Annotated in this window: 15 protein-coding genes; 7 read left to right on the plus strand and 8 right to left on the minus strand. The window is 41.0% G+C overall.

The features are described from left to right. Positions 1-272 precede the first annotated feature (272 nt). Complete coding sequence (locus tag PBAT_RS05090; protein WP_084402835.1) at positions 273-1,124, plus strand: AraC family transcriptional regulator; 852 nt, start codon at positions 273-275, stop codon at positions 1,122-1,124. Between the two features lie 87 nt (positions 1,125-1,211). Here the strand turns inward: PBAT_RS05090 and PBAT_RS24620 are convergent, their stop codons facing one another. The 4 genes from PBAT_RS24620 to PBAT_RS05110 all read right to left on the minus strand — a co-directional run bounded on the left by PBAT_RS24620 (position 1,212) and on the right by PBAT_RS05110 (position 6,075). Continuing rightward, positions 1,212-3,023 carry a CBM96 family carbohydrate-binding protein gene (locus PBAT_RS24620; protein WP_084402836.1) on the minus strand — a complete coding sequence of 604 codons (1,812 nt, stop codon included), beginning with the start codon at positions 3,021-3,023 and terminating at the stop codon, positions 1,212-1,214. 162 nt (positions 3,024-3,185) lie between these two features. After that, a complete protein-coding gene (locus PBAT_RS05100; RefSeq protein WP_068647185.1) occupies positions 3,186-4,187 on the minus strand; it encodes a Gfo/Idh/MocA family protein in 1,002 nt (333 codons plus the stop codon). A gap of 24 nt (positions 4,188-4,211) precedes the next feature. Further along, a complete protein-coding gene (locus tag PBAT_RS05105; RefSeq protein WP_068647188.1) occupies positions 4,212-5,306 on the minus strand; it encodes a Gfo/Idh/MocA family protein in 1,095 nt (364 codons plus the stop codon). Between the two features lie 22 nt (positions 5,307-5,328). After that, positions 5,329-6,075 carry a sugar phosphate isomerase/epimerase family protein gene (locus PBAT_RS05110; RefSeq protein ID WP_068647189.1) on the minus strand — a complete coding sequence of 249 codons (747 nt, stop codon included), beginning with the start codon at positions 6,073-6,075 and terminating at the stop codon, positions 5,329-5,331. Positions 6,076-6,185: 110 nt separating this feature from the next. Between PBAT_RS05110 and PBAT_RS05115 the strand changes: the two genes are divergently transcribed. Beyond that, positions 6,186-7,109 (plus strand): helix-turn-helix domain-containing protein, encoded by a 924-nt coding sequence (locus PBAT_RS05115; protein WP_068647191.1) that lies wholly within the window; start codon positions 6,186-6,188, stop codon positions 7,107-7,109. Positions 7,110-7,185: 76 nt separating this feature from the next. Here PBAT_RS05115 and PBAT_RS05120 read toward each other — a convergent pair whose 3' ends face one another. Next, positions 7,186-9,093 carry an LTA synthase family protein gene (locus PBAT_RS05120; protein ID WP_084402848.1) on the minus strand — a complete coding sequence of 636 codons (1,908 nt, stop codon included), beginning with the start codon at positions 9,091-9,093 and terminating at the stop codon, positions 7,186-7,188. A gap of 194 nt (positions 9,094-9,287) precedes the next feature. Here PBAT_RS05120 and PBAT_RS05125 point away from each other — a divergent pair, with 194 nt between their 5' ends. Then, a complete protein-coding gene (locus PBAT_RS05125; protein WP_068647193.1) occupies positions 9,288-11,492 on the plus strand; it encodes a methyl-accepting chemotaxis protein in 2,205 nt (734 codons plus the stop codon). 118 nt (positions 11,493-11,610) lie between these two features. Here the strand turns inward: PBAT_RS05125 and gdhA are convergent, their stop codons facing one another. Beyond that, positions 11,611-12,990, minus strand: coding sequence for an NADP-specific glutamate dehydrogenase (gdhA, locus tag PBAT_RS05130; RefSeq protein WP_068647195.1), 1,380 nt, complete (start codon positions 12,988-12,990; stop codon positions 11,611-11,613). A gap of 177 nt (positions 12,991-13,167) precedes the next feature. Between gdhA and PBAT_RS05135 the strand changes: the two genes are divergently transcribed. Together PBAT_RS05135 and PBAT_RS05140 are read left to right on the plus strand one after the other, a co-directional pair. Further along, positions 13,168-15,474 carry a helicase C-terminal domain-containing protein gene (locus PBAT_RS05135; protein ID WP_248912405.1) on the plus strand — a complete coding sequence of 769 codons (2,307 nt, stop codon included), beginning with the start codon at positions 13,168-13,170 and terminating at the stop codon, positions 15,472-15,474. Positions 15,475-15,514: 40 nt separating this feature from the next. Continuing rightward, the gene (locus tag PBAT_RS05140) at positions 15,515-16,492 is read left to right on the plus strand and encodes a Gfo/Idh/MocA family protein (protein ID WP_068647196.1); all 978 of its coding nucleotides are present in this window, start codon (positions 15,515-15,517) and stop codon (positions 16,490-16,492) included. Here PBAT_RS05140 and PBAT_RS05145 read toward each other — a convergent pair. Further along, positions 16,489-17,169 (minus strand): CidB/LrgB family autolysis modulator, encoded by a 681-nt coding sequence (locus PBAT_RS05145; RefSeq protein ID WP_068647436.1) that lies wholly within the window; start codon positions 17,167-17,169, stop codon positions 16,489-16,491. The two genes, PBAT_RS05140 and PBAT_RS05145, sit on opposite strands and share 4 nt — an antisense overlap. Then, a complete protein-coding gene (locus PBAT_RS05150) occupies positions 17,169-17,537 on the minus strand; it encodes a CidA/LrgA family holin-like protein (protein ID WP_420848730.1) in 369 nt (122 codons plus the stop codon). The genes PBAT_RS05145 and PBAT_RS05150 overlap by 1 nt, the downstream gene beginning before the upstream one ends. A gap of 126 nt (positions 17,538-17,663) precedes the next feature. Here PBAT_RS05150 and cidR point away from each other — a divergent pair, with 126 nt between their 5' ends. Continuing rightward, positions 17,664-18,569: a cidABC operon transcriptional activator CidR gene (gene cidR / locus PBAT_RS05155; protein WP_188016992.1), complete on the plus strand. Its 906-nt coding sequence runs from the start codon at positions 17,664-17,666 to the stop codon at positions 18,567-18,569. Between the two features lie 123 nt (positions 18,570-18,692). Next, positions 18,693-19,157 carry a MarR family winged helix-turn-helix transcriptional regulator gene (locus PBAT_RS05160; protein WP_068647198.1) on the plus strand — a complete coding sequence of 155 codons (465 nt, stop codon included), beginning with the start codon at positions 18,693-18,695 and terminating at the stop codon, positions 19,155-19,157. Positions 19,158-19,160 lie beyond the last annotated feature (3 nt).

Raw genomic sequence — 19,160 nt, forward strand, 5'->3', positions numbered from 1 at the left:
GAATCTATTTATTGATAAGAGAAATCCCCCTTCCTCCGTGAAGATAAGATCCTGTTGTGGATCCCCTCAATGCTAAATATAGCGCATGGACTCGCTTTTATTCTCGAATTATCCTTTCGGGTTTTCACTGTTTTCTACTTATATTGCTATTATTTTAGCGGGGGAGGGGACGGTTGCTATAGATTTAAGTGATTAAATTTTTATTAGAGACTACCATTTCCATTGGCTTCAGTTACAATGAGAATACGAACAGATAGCCGAGATTCCGGGAGGTGCTTACGATCCACTTCTATCAATCTGACCCTTTCTATATCAGTAGAGAGAGTAAATCGAGCACAAGTATTCCTGTGTTACATTATCATGATGCTTATGAAATCCTCTATTTAATTTCGGGAGAGCTGTACTATTATATCGAGAATCAATCGTATCAAATCGTAAGCGGATCACTGCTACTTATTAGAATGAGCGATGCGCATAAGTTGCTCAATCCAAACGGTGCGATTTTCGAAAGAGTGACCTTATTGTTCCAGGAAGAGTACATATGCGAATTGTTAGCGGGAGAATCTGACTTCGATCCGTTGATCTCTTTTCGATACGGTTCGAGTGTGGTCCGCTTAAGAGGTTCAGAACAGGGGTTTGTTGAGGCAATATTTGATAAAATGATTGTCGAACAAGCGACCAAGTTGCCCGAAACAAACCTGTATCTCAAAATTATTTTAATAGAACTATTGATTTTCATACAACGTAAGAGAAGCAGCGGTCAACATGCACAACTCTCAACAGATAAGGTTCATCAACAAATTTCACGAGTGGTCCATTACATTAACCATCATTTTGATCAACGCCTTACTTTAGAGGATATCTCTAACCGCTTTTACTTGAGTACTTCCCATTTAAGTCGAAGCTTTAAAGAATCGACAGGGTTTACCTTTATTGAGTATGTTAATAACGTTCGAGTCAAACGTGCTTGTTACTTGTTGAAGGAGTCTAAATTATCTGTTACGGAAATCGCTGAACGTGTCGGATTTGAGAGCTCAACCCATTTTGGAAGAAGGTTCAAAAGCATTGTTGGTCACGCACCCCTGAAATTCCGTCAAGCGAATGAAGGGATGAATCGATCCTGACACATACGAGTCGGAAGATTCCTTGAAGTAGGGTCTCCGACTCAGGTATCATACCGTATATTTAACAACAATCGCTAAGGTTGTCAGTTAATTTACATTGTTACTGTATAAATTTCCTCCACCGGTACGACTATCGTTCTGTGCCGTCGTTCCAATAGTGGCGCTTGTTGCAAATACAACGTAACCTGCTGAGTTATCTAGGTTCACCGTGTTGTGATGAAAGGCGTTATTCGTACCTGTTACATAAGTAGTACCATGTGTTCGAACCTGAAATGCATCGACAATATTCACATTGCCGTTCCGGTAGCCTTGATTGTACCGAATGATCGTATTTACTCCTTTTACATCCACGAAGCTATCCGCACTATTCTGGCCACTAATCCCCGTCCCGTTAAAAGTACAGTATTCAATGATAGTTCCACTAGCGCCTTCTTTTACATCAATGTGTTCAGCCGTGATTCCACCATCAAATAGCGTATGGCTAATGACATTCCCAGTAACGATATGTTCATAATTCGAACTGGAATCAGATCCTACATAAGCTCCTTCACCGTATCCTACTTGATATTTCCCTGTGTCATAGATCGTTGAGTATTCTAGTGTATTATAGGAACTACCATCACGGAAATGAACACCTTCATCACCGATATAATGAACATTAACGTTATTTAAAATATTATTATTTCCGTTGTCGATAACAATGCCCTTTTGCGCGTTAGTAATTTCGATATGACTAATTTGCCAATGGTCACCGGTGAGATGGATACCATACGATCCATCATTAACATTGATGCCTTTAAGGATAACTGGTTGAGTCAGATCACAGTTACTAAGAATAATGGGGTTCGTTGATGTACCACTGCTATTAGAGTAAAAGAGACCTTGCCCACCGGGGTCCCCGCTTGTTGATCGATCCCCTGTATACGTACCCGGAGCAATCGAAATGATGGATCCCGGGGTGGCTGTTTTCAATGCATTTTGAATGCCGATTGTCGTATTCAGAGCTTGAGTGCAGCCTATCGGTGGTTGTATAATCTGTGCTTTCGTTACAAGTGTGATCGTATTCCCTTGTGCGGAAGTATTCCCTGCGGCGTCTTTTGCTGTAATGTAGTAGCTGTATGTGGTGGAAGCGGCTAAACCTGTATCACTCGTAGAGGTGCCAGCTACGCTTGTGACGATAGACCCATTGCGGTATACCTCATAACTCGTCACGCCAACGTTGTCGAAAGAGCCGTTCCAACTCAGATCAATTTGACTGGTTGATGCAACCGATCCGGTTAGATTTGTAGGTGTAGTTGGCGCCTGAGTATCTCCTCCGGTGTCTACACCACTACTGATAACGATAAGTTGAGGTTTATTCGTAGTATTCTCATTACTGTTAAACGTTGTATATTTACCAGCACTTTCTTGTAGCATGAAAGAAGCAATAACATCTCCTGTAGATTCTGCTGTTACATAAGAAGTGACATCGATTTCATAGTAAGTGCTTGTGTTACTCATAGATACGCTTCCAACTGAAATGCCGGTAGCAGGTTTGTTATTCCAGGTTATCGATGATTGTGTCCAGTTATCTGATGTGGGATAAGCCGAAAGAGTGGTGTTAAAGGAAGCACTTCCATAAACCCTCAATTTAGCGCTAGTAATCCCGGCAGTCCCTGTCAGATTGAATTTAAGAAAGGCAGAGCGTGAGGCTGTAGGGTCATTCTTGATAATTAAAGATGTGGTCGTTCCATAGTTAGATGTTGGGTTGCTCTGTTGTACATAGGAATCGTCAGATGGACTAAGCGTTATTGTCGTCGAGGCTAGAACGGAAATAGGGGTTGTCAGCATAATGAGTGATAAGGTTAGGAGCAGCGTAACCAATGCCTTGCCTATAGTTCTTTGAATGAACATCAACATATAAGGTAGACCTCCTCAATACGGATGATTTTAGTATACGAGAAGGTTAGTGATTTAAGGTCTGTTCCATTAAATTGTTCTTAAACACCATGAAGTAAATAAAAATCGCACGCCCAGTGTTGCTGGGCATGCGACTAATCTAGTTCTGTGTATCAACGGGAATTAGGATTTCAATTCATCTAAACGAATGGCACGATGCTCACGAGCTGACATATTGGATGCTTCCATGAGCTTCGTTAACGCAATGGCACATGTAATGTTCTCATCTGCCAATGTATCCTGCTGAATATGTGTAATCCATTGTTCGAATGCACTAATGTGATTGTTGGGTACAGGTATTTCCACCCAATCTTGCTTATATTCTTCTCTTTGGGAAGTTCGAATGAGTAGCTTGTTATCAGGTGTTCCATATAGTAGAGTTCCATCTGTGCCATGAACTTCTATCGTAAATGGAGAGAAGTTATTCACAAATCCAGCCTCTACTACGCCTACTGCACCAGAAGGAGTTGATAATAACGCAACAGCATTATCTTCAACCTCTTTGCCAGTGATATAACCAAATTGTGCATTGACCTCAACCGGTTCCTGTCCTAAGAACAAACGTGTCAAATACATAGGGTGACATCCAAGATCAATTAGCGCTCCACCGTGACATTCTTCTAACTGGTAGAAATGCTCCGGCAACCAGTCTGCAGTGGCTCCATTATGAGATAGACGAACACGAACATTCGTCACCTCTCCAAGCAGTCCTTGTTTCAATACATCTTGAATCGCAAGAGTATATCCGTCATTTAATCTGGGGAGGGAGACTGTTAATTTCACTTGTGCCTGGTTAATCGACGTTAGAATCTCATTGACTTCATGTAGTGTAGGGGCAATGACTTTTTCTGTGAAAATATGTTTACCCGCCTCAGCCGCTTTAATCATCACCTCATGGTGCATGGATGTAGGAGCATCTACAATGACAGCATCAATCTCATCACACTTCAGCATCTCATCCAATGAATCAAAGAAAGGTACCCCTTGCTGCTCGGCTGCGGTTTTCCCGCGGATAGGATCTTCGTCCCAGACCGCAACGATTTCTGCCTCAGGATGTTCTTGTGCTTGTTTGGTGTAATCCCATGCATGAACATGCCAATAACTAATTTTTCCGATTCGTATCATATGCTTAGTTCACCTCTTATAAGATTAATCAAAATATACTGTTGTTCCAGTCCGTGCTGATTCGTAAATGGCTTCAAGTATTTCAGTAACGACGAGTGCTTGCTCTGGTTTAACCATTGGCTCAGTGTCATTAATGATGCTTTCAATCCATAATCGACATTCTCTGCCTGCTTGGCTTTCGGATTTGCCTTCGAAATAAGCAACGCCACCACCATTTAATTCTGGCTTTTTGGTAAATAGGTGACCGAGTTCTTCACCGTTGATTCGCAGCCCGTCTTTCATGTCTGCTCCGCCCTCTGTACCACATAACGTAGCCTGCGCTTCACCCACATCTAACGTATTTAGTGCCCAACTAGCTTCAAGTGTAACCGTTGCGCCATTGTCCATCGTAATAAATCCGAAAGCAGAATCTTCTACTGTAAATAGTGCAGGGTCCCAAGGTCCAAAGGCATTAGCTGAATCCTTCTTGCTGCCAAGCTTGTGATACACATTACCTTTAACACTCTTCACTTTGTAATTATCCATTAACCATAAAGTCAGATCCAGCGCATGGGTTCCAATATCGATCAACGGTCCACCGCCTTGTTCGTCTTCATTTAGGAATACGCCCCATGTGGGAACAGCGCGTCTGCGAATGGCATGTGCCTTAGCGAAATAAATTTCTCCTAATTCACCTCGTTCACAGACCTTTTTAAGTAGAAGTGAGTCTGGACGATAACGATTATCGTAACCGATAGACAACTTTTTACCTGTACGCTTAGCCGCTTCAAGCATTAATCTAGCTTCGGCAGCGGTCTTAGCCATAGGTTTCTCACATAATACATGTTTGCCTGATTCTAATGCATCGATGGTAATGAAAGAATGTGATTTGTTTGGCGTGCAGACATGGATAACTTCAATACTTGTATCTTTCAACAGTTCTTTGTAATCCGTATATATGTGTGCGCTTTCAAGGTTGAATTTCTTAGCCGTCTCTACTGCACGATCTTCGATGATATCACATAGGGCAACAATCTCCACGTTTGGTTGGGCTATTAAATTAGGAATATGCTTACCATTAGCGATTCCCCCAGAGCCAATGATTCCTACTTTTACGATTTTTTCAGCATGTTGTGTCATATAAGATTCTCCTTATGTTTAGTTATAGAATGCCTATTAAATATTGTAAGCTCAGCTCAATACTCTTCAGTTGCGGAAGATCGAACTCTTCTTGTTCTACGGTATACCATTCAATATTGTATTGCTTAGCTATGTTAGTAATGCTATGAAAATCTATAATTCCTGAACCAACTTCTATATTCTCTTTCTCATCGAAACTCTTCATATCTTTCATGTGCAGGATCTTACAACGTTCCTTGTATTGTTGGATGAAGTCAATAGAACGAAGACCCGCATGTTCTACCCAGAATGTATCTAACTCCATAAACAAATGATCGGATTCTGTATGTTTCATCAGTAGATCGAGCCCATATTCACCTTCGAATTTCTGGAATTCAATATCATGATTATGGTAACCGAACTTTATCCCATGCTCTTTACAGCGTTCGCCGATACAATTCAATCGTTCCGCCGTCCTTTTGTAACTATCAGCACTGTCACGCATCTCTTCAGGAAGACCTGGACAAATGATATATGGGCTCTGAATCTCAAGAGAATATTCAATCGTATGATCGAGATTATGTTCAAGTTCTGATATGCCAATGTGACTTCCAGCGGCCTGTAGCTCTAGTGAATCTAATGCTTTTCTTAAATCTTTAGCTGAAGTGCCGAAATATCCAGCGAACTCCACACCGTCGTAACCGAGTTGTGCTACCTTGCTAAGTGTGCCAAGAAAGTCTACAGCCGTTAATTCTTTAATTGAATAAAGTTGTAATGCGATATTCCCCATGAGGTTCACTTCCTTTCTTGATACAAATAAAGTTACCAAATTCAGAGTAGAAGTAATACAATGAAGCTATCATAAAATATCAAATATTTGTCATACTGGAGAGTGTTGTCATGACGGAAGCTTACTTTGAATCTAATCATTCACCTTCGGGATCTATCCAATATCCTTATGAATGTATGATTCATACAAGCATAGGAAGTCGATGGGTTGCAACTGCGCACTGGCATGTATATATTGAAATCCTATATTTCTTATCTGGACAAGCAAAGGTGTTCCTTGGCGGTGAATGCCATATTCTAAGTAAAGGAGATCTTATCCTAATTCACTCTCACGAGACGCATTCGATTTATTCGATGGACGTAGAAGAGGTCGCTTATGTCGTCATTAAGTTTGATCCGGAGATCCTATACTCAACTTCGAGAACGATATTTGAATCCAAATATGTGTTACCTTTCACGATGGCCAAATCAACGAATCAAAGGGTTTTTACAGAAGAAGAGATTAGAGATACGCCCATTCCTGCACTCGTTACAGAGATTTACGAAGAGTTTTCTAGTGCGCAGTATGGGTTCGAACTAGCGGTTAGGACGTTAATATGTAGAGTATTTTTGTGGTTCCTGCGGAAATCACAGGATACACAGCCGAATTGGGATGTGGCTCATTCACTGAAAGAAATGGATTTCAGAATGCTACAAAAGGTATTTGAATACATTGATGACCATTACATGGAGGACATCAATGCGCAGACTGCTGCGAGTATGTGTAACTTGAGTTATAGTTATTTCTCACGAAAGTTCAAAGCGATTATGGGTAAGACATTTACGAATTACTTGAACTACATACGGATTACAGAAGCTGAGAAATTACTGCTAACGACAGACACTAATATGACGGAGATTGCTTTGGAGGTTGGATTCTCCAATTCTAGTTATTTCATTCAGCAGTTTAAGCAATATAAGAATATTGCGCCTAATCAATTTCGCAAAAAGATTAGTCAGGAAAATTCAGTACCCGCTGTAGAGAGTCGAAGTTAGTCGATGTGTAAATGCAAAGAGGGTGTCCCTAGCCATGATGGCTTTTGGGACACCCTCTTAAGGATGAGCTAACGAATTAGTTCTTTTTTCGATCTGGTAACTGATTAACATAACTATCAGATAGGTGGAGCAATTGGAGTGCTTGTTCATATTCAGCTTTCGTTGCGCTGCCGCTACTGTCTTCATATCCAGCAAGAGGATAATGGGTTCCGTCCTCATATCCACTACCTGAGAGAAATAAAGCTTTGGTACTCAGGAAAGAGCCAGTAGGGAGATAGTATCTCTGAGGGAGTATATTAGTGTTCTGATTCAATAAATCTTGCCCGAAATGAATCTGAGAATCAAGTGACGCTCCAGCCAGATTAGCTATCGTTGGCAAGATATCGACCTGTCCACCGAGCTGTTCAAAAACGCTAGGGGAGGTAATTCCAGGCCCACTTATAACGAGTGGAATGTTAAGCATATCTTTGTAGCTATATTCATGTCCGTAAATTTCCTTCATCAATTGCTCATCTTTACGTTCTAGAGAATACATTGGTAGACCCATATGATCTCCGTAAGTAACAATAAGGCTATTATCCCATACACCGTTCTTCTTCAGGTCTTCTATGAACAATCCAAGCGCATAATCCGCGTAATTCTGAGCACGAATGTAGTCTCCTACGAAGGTTCCTTCATAACGCTCTGGTAATGTCATTTTATATTTGTCTTCTGGAATCGTGAAAGGATGATGTGCAGTCATAGAAATGACTTGAGCATAGAATGGCTCAGGTTGTTGATCCATTTCTTGTAGTTTCACTGCGGTCTTTTTATACAGGACTTCATCTGTGGATCCGAAGAACACAACGTCTTCATCTTCGAAGAATGGTTGAGCATAATATTTGTCGAATCCTAGGGCGCTGTATAATTCTCTTCGATTCCAGAACTCCACATTATTCGTATGGAATGTTGCACTCTGATATCCGTGTTGCTTCAATAATTTAGGAAGACTCGGCAACTGCTTGTCAGGGTAGTTCTGTGTTGCAGCTCCAATGGATGGGATATAGAAAGAAGTATTCACAACAAACTCTGCATCGGATGTATTTCCTTGCCCTACCTGTTGATAGAAGTTAGGAAAGTAAAAATTGCTATTCGCTAATTTGTTCATATTAGGTGTAATTTCTTGTCCATCAATCTTTAGATTAATCAAGAAATTCTGAAATGATTCTAATTGAATAATAATAATGTTCTTGTCTTTCGCAGCCTGCGAGAAGGCAGGGTTAACGGGAACGGTAGTTCCTTTTAATTGATCAATAGATTGTTGCGAGATCTCATCCTTAGGAACCAATTCTGTCTTGTCTTTTGAAAAAATAGTGTAGGCCTCATAGCTGAGTATACCCATCTCTTGAGCTTGAGTAATTTCATTCATGCTTGCACGATTCGGAAGCACATTGAAGAGGCAGACGATTAATGAAAAGATGAATAACAACGATACGGCACGTCTACTTCCTTTATGAGCGATATGACGTTTCCATTGCTTAAACTTGGTATGTCGAAAGGAAAGTATGAAGAAGAGAATAATATCCGTAAAAATAAACAAATAATAGGGGGCAAGTAGTGAGAAAACACTATTGCTTACAGCGGTCACCTGATTCACTTGCTCTAAGGCATGGTAGGTTACAATAACTCCATAATACTTATAATACATAATGACAGCGAAGAATATGGCAGTTACAAGTAGATTAATGATCATATACCATGTTAATTTGCGCTTACTTGCAAACCACTCCACGAGACTGAATAGTAGCCATATGAATGGAATCTCTGTAATTAATACCTTCCAAGGAAGTACCTCTCCAAAGGTAACAGCCCAAGCTAAATAACCTTTAAGTAATAGAATGATAGTGAATAGAACGAAAGGCTTCTTTAAAAGCCTCTTTATAGATGACCAAGACAAATGAATGACGTCCTTCCCATATGAATATATGAATGTATATGAATACATTATGAAAAGAATAGAATACATTTAATTATGCTCTTGCTCACATAAGAAGTCAAAACCAGGTTTTAGGGTATTTTAGTGCAAATTAAATGTGTCTTAATGTGTGGATTTATAGGATGTAATTAGGTAAAATTACCAAATACAAAAGGTTGAGTTAAATAATATAACACTCAATGTTATGTTTTGGGGGTGGAGACATGTTTCAATGGTTAGGTTTTAAGACGGGGTTTCCATTGTGGTGGTCATATCGTTTAAATGACCATTTAAAGGATGAGGTAGAAGATATTTTTGAAGGTATCGCCCACACGCGGATGCATATTTTACACAATTGGGCAGAAGAATATTGGTCTTATCTCGATCTTTTGCTTTTCCAGATGAGTGCGAATGGCGTTCAATCTGAGAATATTGCAGATAGCACAGATCGATTAGCTCGGATATTTACAGCATCCCATAAGCGTGGAGTGGCCTTTTCAGAACTTTTCTTATTGAATCAAGATCAGAAAGTAACGTTCTCCACCTATCCTAGTCATGTTGGGTTTTCTTACACGGATAAACATGCCATTGATACAGCTCTACAACAGTCACACTTGAATCAGAAGTGTCTATTCGGCCCTTATGCGGATGCCTTAACGTTGGATATTGGACCAAGTACTTCGAAATTTCATGATGAAATGACTCTACTCTATATTCTACCTATTGTTGAACAGGGGATATGGAAGGGTGCACTTTGCGGACGAGTTCCCAATGACGTTCTCGGAGATCTAATTCAAAGGGAGTCAGGTCATGTATATCCCGATTCAGGCGATAATTATATATTTATGGCGAGACCCGTATTGAATAAACATATTATACCAGGAACTGCGTTATCGCGTAGCCGGTTTGAAGATGTCACCTTTACACATGGAGATAACCTGAAAGAAGGCGTAAGAACGGATTATGGTATCGTTCAAGTGAAGCATCACACGGAATTGGAGTTAATCTTCAAAGATCCTGCAACAGGGGAGCTTCATCCTGGTGTCGCTAACACGATTAATAACGGAAGTAATCTGTTTGTAGAATTTCCTGGATATTCAGATTATAGGCACATACCTGTCATAGGTAAAGGAGTAACTTTTCAACTACCTCACTGTCCTGATGTATGGGGCATGATGTGTGAGGGTGACTTGGAAGAAGTATACAGAATTCGGAGTATGCGTTGGCAAATAAAGAAAACCAATCTAATGGCAACTGTATTTGGTGTGATTCTCAATATTCTGATGTTTATTCTATTATCCAATAACGTACCGTTACTTGTCGGAGCAGGTGTAGCAGGCTTTGTAAATCTTATATTTGGATATACAATTCTCAATATGATGGAACGTCGGGTGAGTAAGCCTGTAAGTCATTTGAGACGTGTGAATCAATTTATTCGTATGAATGCTGAAGGGAAGGGCGACTTGACTCAACGTCTGCCTATTCAAGAATTCTCGAATGATGAGACAAGAGATCTTGCGAAGTGGATTAATAACATGATTGATTCACTTGAGGGAATTATGATTCAGGTGAGGGAGGCTGCATCTGATGTGCAACAGAGCCAATTGCTCCTAGATGAATCTACGTCCTCTACAGAAGTATCTACAGAGCGAGTTAGTCGAAGGATTCTATTGATGATCCGCGGCATACGTAGCCAGTTGAAGGACATAGATGAGGCTAAGGACGTCTCTCTTCTTATGAGTGCAACGCTTCGGGAGCTAGAGCAGTCAGCTTCACAACAAATTGCAATAGCGCAAGAAGAAGTAGAGAATATTGGTGAGAAGATGCAACAAATCCAAGTTAAGGTTGATGAGAGTAATCGAACGATTAGGGACTTCATGGATACGACTCAGAACATCAGCCATCTTCTTCGAGCGATAGAGGAGATATCTTCACAGACTCACTTGCTCTCATTGAATGCGTCCATCGAAGCAGCCCGGGCAGGAGAACAGGGAAGGGGATTTGCTGTCGTAGCTGGTGAGATTCGTAAGTTATCGGAACTAACGAATGGTTCAATTACTCAAATCAAAGATATTATGGATAGGATTAGTAGACAAGTGGGGGTTGCATTTCAGTCTATGGATGAAGGAACCCAATCGGTTATAGAAGGTACGGAAATTGTCGCAATTGCTAAAGAAATCTTATATAACGCGGGTAGTCATGATATAAGAAAGACAGAACTCGTTGACGAAGTAGTTGCTTTAATGGAGAAGATTGCCGCAGTAAGTATTGAGAACCGACAATTATCGAGTGAAGTAGAACACACCGTTCATGATTTGCAGAATGACATGATGCATGTACGCAGTACATCAGATCATGTGGAATCGATTACGAAGTCTCTGTTGCAATTGATGAATCAGTTCCAGTTGACAGACAGTAGGCTTAGGTAGAAGTAATAACCTGAGTTAAAGTGAACCTGAAGCGTTTGGAATGAGCGAATACACAAATAAGGCACCTTACATACCAACTAAAGCTGGTATGTAAGATGCCTCATCAAGTATAAGTAAATTAGATCACGCCGTGAGCCAACATAGCATCGGCAACCTTAATGAATCCAGCGATATTAGCGCCAACAACAAGGTTTCCAGGATAGCCATAAGTTTCAGCCGCTTCCGCACTACTATTATAAATATTAATCATAATCTGGTGTAACTTCTCATCGACTTCTTCAAACGTCCAAGCAAGTCTCATACTATTCTGTGACATCTCAAGAGCAGATACGGCTACGCCACCAGCATTTGCAGCTTTAGCAGGTCCGAACAGAATACCATTCTCTAAGAATACATCGATAGCTGCTAAAGTAGATGGCATGTTAGCACCTTCTGCAACGGCTTTAACACCATTCTTCACGAGCAATTTAGCTGCATCTTCATCGATCTCATTCTGTGTAGCACATGGAAGTGCGATATCACAAGGAATGGACCAGATATTCTGACAACCTTCGTGGTAAGTAGCAGTAGGATGTTCTTTAACATAGTCACTGATGCGTTTTCTTTCCACTTCTTTAAGTCTTTGTACCGTTTCATAATTGATACCACTAGGATCGTAGACATATCCGTTAGAGTCACTACACGCAACAACCGTTGCTCCGAGTTGAACTGCCTTCTGGATTGCGTAGATTGCTACGTTTCCGGAACCAGATACAACTACAGTACTACCATTTAGAGTAAGGTTTTGAGCTTGAAGCATTTCATTTACGAAATAAACAGTACCGTAACCTGTTGCTTCTGGACGTGCTAAGCTACCACCGTAAGCAATACCTTTACCTGTAAGAACGCCTGCTTGGTTCCCGCCTTGGATTCTTTTGTATTGTCCGAACAAGAATCCGATTTCGCGAGCTCCAACACCAATATCACCAGCAGGTACATCAGCATCTGGACCAATATATTTACAAAGTTCTGTCATGAAGCTTTGTGTAAATCTCATGACTTCATCATCTGATTTCTCTTTCGGATCAAAGTCAGATCCACCTTTACCTCCACCGATGGGTAGACCAGTAAGTGAGTTTTTAAGAATTTGTTCAAATCCTAGGAATTTGATAATACTAGCGTTAACGGATGGATGGAAACGTAGTCCGCCTTTATAAGGACCGATTGCACTATTGAACTGTACGCGATACCCACGGTTAACTCTTACTTGTCCTTGATCATCAACCCAAGGCACTCGGAACATAATAAGTCTTTCTGGTTCTACTAATCTTTCAAGAATACCAGCTTTCATGTACTTTGGTTGTTTAGCGATAACTGGCACAAGAGAGTCAAGAATTTCTTTTACAGCTTGATGAAATTCTTCTTCATTCGGATTACGCTTTTGAACCGTTTCAAATACCCCGTTCACATACTCTTTAGCTGTTACTTCACTTGGTTCATTCACATGTAGGAATGTCATATAACAATCTCTCCTCTATTAAACTTTTTCTCTGTTTTTAAGAATTATACACTTTTTCAGTACCACTTCAACACATTAATACACTAGCTTGACATATATTTTATTTTATTGGCTTGATAAAAACCTCTGATGATATAGAGGAAATCGTGATATGATATAGCAAATACATGGGAACAGGTGATCTTATTGGTCGTACCCAACAACGAAGACAGACAAGTGAAGGTATCTGTTCGACCTTTGGTCGAATATGTTTTTCGCAGCGGAGACATCGAATCTGGATTCCGTACTGCTGCTGCGCTTCACGAAGGAACTAGGATTCATCAACAAGTGCAGAAAATGTATAAAGAGGGTGATTTGAAAGAAGTATCCCTCAAGACAGAAATTCTATACGAGGATACGGTCTATGTCATCGAGGGTAGATGTGATGGTCTAATCCAAGTAGATAATGGTTGGATGGTGGATGAGATCAAATCGACCTCTTCGGACATTTCACATATGGAAGAAGGTCACGTCGTTCACTGGGCTCAAGCGCAACTGTATGCTTATATGGTAGCGAAAGAACAGGGACTTGGTCAAATGAAGATTCAGTTAACATATATTCAGGTTGTTACGAGTGAGGAAAAAAGGTTCAGAAGAGAGCTTTCCTTTGCAGAATTGGAGTCCGTCGTAATGGAGATTGTGAGCAGATATGCACCTTATGCTGCCTTAAGGATTCGTAATGCTAGCCGTAGAGATGAAAGTATACAATCACTCCCGTTCCCATTTGACACCTATCGTGAGGGACAGAGAAAACTTGCAGGGGCAGTATATCAGACGATAAATGAAGAGCAAAAGTTGTTTGCAAAGGCACCTACAGGGATTGGGAAAACGCTATCAACATTATTCCCATCTGTGAAGGCAATAGGAGAAGGATTGCTTCAGCAAATCTTTTATCTTACGGCTAGAACGACGACTCGAACCGCTGCAGAACAAGCATTTGAGTTGATGCAATCTAAGGGATTATGTGTACAAACTGTGACGTTGACGGCTAAAGATAAAGTGTGTTTTCAAGAAAAAGTCTCATGTCGGAAGGAAGACTGCCCTTTTGCAGATGGATATTACGACCGTCTTAACGGGGCAATCATGGATATGCTGTCGAGTGAGACCTTGATGAACAGGCATGTGATTGAGCAATATGCGCAAAAGCATCAGCTGTGTCCCTTTGAGTTCTCATTAGATGTAGCCTATGCGGCAGATGTGATCATTTGTGATTACAACTACATTTTTGATCCTCGAGTATCTCTAAAGCGACTATTTCAAGAACGGAAGAAGAAGACTGTATTACTTGTGGATGAAGCTCACAACTTGGTTGATCGAGGTAGAGAGATGTTCTCAAGCGACATTGGAAAGACTGAATTTCTGGAGCTTCAGAGAGGCTATAAAGGTAAGAATGATCGTATTCATGAAACATCTCGTGCCGTGAATCAATATTTCATCCGTCTAAAAAAAGAATGCGGCGAGGGTAAGCGTAAGTTATGGATGGAATCTCCTGAAGAACTTATCTCTCTGTTGGACCTGTTTGTGCAAGAGGCAGAACGAGAACTTCAAGGGAATGCAAATGTAGAACTAGAGTCGCGCCCATTGTTATTAGATACCTATTTCGCTTCACAAAACATGATTCGTATATCCAAATTATATGATGAGCGGTATGTGACCTATGCGGAGGTTACTAGAAATAGTGTCATGATCAAAATGTTCTGCATGGACCCTTCTACCCTGCTCGCGCATGCAAGTAAGGGATTTCGATCTACGATATTCTTTTCCGCTACCCTATCTCCTCTTCACTATTATCGAGACATGTTGGGTGCAGGAGAAGACGATTACAGTGTGACTGTACCTTCTCCATTCCATAGAGAACAATTAGATGTACGAATTGAGCCCCTCTCTACGAGGTATCGGGATCGAGAGAAGACCAAAGATGCATTAGTGCGCTTGTTGAGTCAGATGGTACGAGAAAAGAAAGGGAATTATCTGATCTTCTTCCCTTCGTATCAATATTTGTATGATATATATGAGTCATTTATGTCGGACAATGCTGATCTGCGCACGATTGTGCAAGGTCAGGGTATGACCGAAGAGGAGAGGGAGGCGTTCTTAGCGTCCTTTCGATCGGATAATTCAGAGACATTCATCGGATTTGCTGTGTTGGGAGGTATTTTCTCTGAAGGTATAGATCTACAGGGAGATCGGTTGAATGGTGTAGCTATTGTGGGGGTTGGATTACCTCAGATAGGCATGGAGCGAGACTTAATTAAGGACTATTTCAATGGGATCGGCAAGAATGGATATAACTATGCTTATGTATTCCCAGGTATGAATAAAGTTCAGCAAGCGGGTGGGAGACTCATTCGCTCGGAACAAGATACAGGTATTCTAATGTTGGTCGACGATCGATTCACGCAGCGCCAATATCAAGATTTATTACCTGAGGAGTGGAAGGGATAGTATTATAATTATGATAGTGATTTAAGAAGGGGGAGCCATTATGCAGCCATTACGTATTGGAATCATTGGAACAGGTTGGTTTAGTCAAGTCCATGCGGATCATCTTGTCACTTTAGATGATGTCGTACTACAAGCTATATGTGGTAGTAGTCTGGAAAAGGGAGATCAAATGGCTAGACGTTACGGCGCTGCTGGCTATGGTCATGTTAAGGATATGCTAGAAGCTGAGAAGCTAGATGCTGTGTATATCTGCGTGCCACCGATGGCACATGGAGAAATTGAGGAGCTCTTGATTGATAGGGGAATTCCCTTTCTAGTAGAAAAACCAATTGGGACAGATACCGAGTTGCCGCGGCGCTTATTAAGACAGATTGAAGCTAAATCATTACTAACTTCTGTTGGATATCACTTCCGATACAAAGCAACCGTAGCTCAAATGAAACAATTACTCAGTGAGCAACAAGTTGGTATGGCTGTGGGACAATGGATGGGGAGCATGCCGGGCGTTGCATGGTGGAGACAGCAGGAAGGATCTGGTGGACAATTCATAGAACAGACTACGCATATTGTCGATATTCTACGATATTGTTTGGGTGATGTTGAAGAGGTCTATGCAATGTATGGAAGCCGTGTTATGCACGAACAACATGATTATGTAAGCGTACCCGATGTGGGTACAGTGACGTTGAAGCTATCGAGCGGGGTAATTGCTAGCATATCTAACACTTGTGTACTACCGGGTAACATGGATCAGACTGGGATCACATTCTATACAGGCGAAGGGGTACTGGATTGGAATCCAAGTCGATTGAAGGTTATGACACCACAGGTTAGTACCGAATATACCGACCCTACGAATCCTTATAGGCTGGAGAGTGAAGCGTTCATCTATGCGATTCGTTCGGGAGATACATCACGGATACGTTCTGATTATGCGGATGCCTTCAAGACGCAACTTGTAACCTGTGCGGCATTAGAATCTGCAACGCTGGGTAAAACAGTGAAGATTCAATACTAATGTATAAGTATATTCATCATCGTAGGTGCCATTCCAAGGGTGAAGAGAGCAGCCAGAATCATGGAGACACTGGAAATAGTACCGCTTAGTGCGCTCATCTCAAATGCCTTAGACGTACCCATACCGTGGGCGCTAGTACCGAGAAGTACACCTCGTGCTACCTCATTATCAATATGGAATATTCGCAATACGGAAGGTCCGATAATCGTGCCGAACAGACCTGTAAGAATAACGAATACCGCCGTTATATTGGGAACGCCACCGATGACTTGTGACACGTTAATCGCAATAGGTGTTGTGATGGAGCGTGGCATAAGGCTAGTCACAAGAGAGTTGCTCAAATGCATCCATTTGGCAAGAAATACGGATGAGACCATCGCTACAATGGAACCAAACAGTACGCTTGCGATAATCTCAACAGCGTGCTTTTTTAATACCTTGAAATGCTTATATAGAGGCACGGCAAATGCTACAGTTGCAGGTTGCAGTAAATCACTGAGCCATTGGCCGCCAGAGTTATAAGATTCATATGGAACACCTACTGATAGTAAGAAGACAACGAGTATGACAGGCGTTATTAATAGTGGAGAAAGATATACTTTCGACCATTTCTGATAGATTTTTTTGGCCGAGTAATATACCCCAAGAGTTAAGCTTAGGTAGAACAATCCGATCATCATGCTGCTCGTTTCTCCTTTTTCTTTGAAATTCTGGTTGCCATAAGTCCTGTGCTTACCATGACAATAAACGTGCTGATCAAGACAACAATAAGGATACGTATGCCATCTGTTTGAAGCATTGGAATGTATTTCATTACGCCGACTGCGGCGGGTACGAAGAGGAGAAGTAGTTCAGCGAGTAACCATTTGGCTCCGATATCAATCCACTCAAGGCGAATAATGTGTGTCTCCAATAAGATAAATATTACGACAATCCCCACGATGCTTCCTGGTACGGGTATATGAAGCCAACTTGTAATCTGATTCATGAGCATGGAGAACAGCATTAAAGCGGCTACTTGAAGGGTTCCTTTTATTAAATTCATGATGTTGCAACTCCCTTTCATTCTGTATGAAAATTTTACATCAATTATTTTCATAGGTAAAATGAATATAAAGAATGCATAACATGCATTTTGTCTATGATAAGTACGAAGGGAGAAATGATTAGATTGGACATCCGACATTTGCAATATTTCATGGAAGTTGCTCGTCATCGCAGTTTTACGAAAGCAGCTGAATTTCTATATATAACGCAGCCAACGATAAGTAAGACGATCAAGAATATCGAGGAGGAACTGGATATTGTCTTGTTCGACAGATCTAGCAAAAAGATCGAATTAACGGATGCTGGAAAGATCATGTTCGAACAGGGGCAACACATTGTGAATTCATTTCAGAACCTTTCTTCAGAGCTACAGGATTTACAGAATCTTCGAAAAGGTCATATTCGTATCGGACTACCGCCTATGATTGGTTCTAGTTTCTTTCCGGAAGTCATCGGGCAGTTCCATCAACAGTACCCTGACGTTTCGATACAACTGTTTGAGGATGGTGCTAAGAAAGTAGAACTCGACGTGGAGAGCGGACTGTTAGATATTGGTGTGACGGTATTACCAACGAATGATGCGTTATTTCATTCATTTTCTTTTGCACAGGAGAATCTAAAGCTACTAGTGCACCCAACACATACATTGGCGAAGAGAGAGAGCGTGTCCTTGTTAGAACTTGAAGAGGAGTTATTCGTATTGTTCAGTGAAGATTTCGCACTGCATGATCGAATTATTTCTGAGTGCGTTCGTGCAGGGTTCCAGCCACATGTTGTCTATGAAAGCTCGCAATGGGACTTAATTAGTGGGATGGTAGCAGCCAACTTGGGTATCGCGCTTCTACCTGAGACCATTTGTCGTGAAGTTGATGCGTCGCGGATTCATATCGTTCCTCTCGTTAATCCATCCATTCCATGGCAACTCGGCATGATTTGGCGCAAAGATCGGTATCAGTCTTTTGCCGCACAGGAATGGATTCAGTTCACACAAAAAATCCTTATGGAAATTAGTCTTAATAAGGGAGAATAAAAGGTACATATCATATTCTTATTTGAACATGTATGCAACATTTGACATATGTTTTTGAGGGGGATTATAATACATAGGTAACCTAACTAATTCAGGTTTACTAGGGGAGAAGCGCTTATCGTCATGGAGAATTTAAATGCAGAGAAATTATTCATAGCTATTAAGAGATTCAATAAAGCAGGATATAGCCATAGTGCTATTAAGGGTATTAAACCAAGTGAAGTAATGCTAATGTTTTGTTTACAAAAGAGAAAAGAGCCTAATACAGCAGGCTTAAGAGTATCCGAAATCAGTGAAATCTTGGGGGTTACTTCTCCTACCGTTACTCAGTTACTTAAGGAACTGGATGCTAAGGGGTTCATTGAACGAACAATGGATCAGGAAGACCGTAGAGCCGTTCGAATTAAGCTAAGTAAGCAAGGCGAAGTGGTTATTCAAGAGGCGTTATCTCTTACAGAAGCTTCTTTTAATGGATTAATTCAATTCTTAGGAGAAGAAGAAAGTAATCAACTGGCGGATTTACTCATCAAAGTTTGTCAATATTATGAGCAGAGAGATTTGCGTCAGACAGAAAGTGGGGAAGAATAACCT

The sequence above is a fragment of the Paenibacillus antarcticus genome (genome assembly GCF_001637225.1).
Lineage (GTDB): Bacteria > Bacillota > Bacilli > Paenibacillales > Paenibacillaceae > Paenibacillus_AQ > Paenibacillus_AQ antarcticus.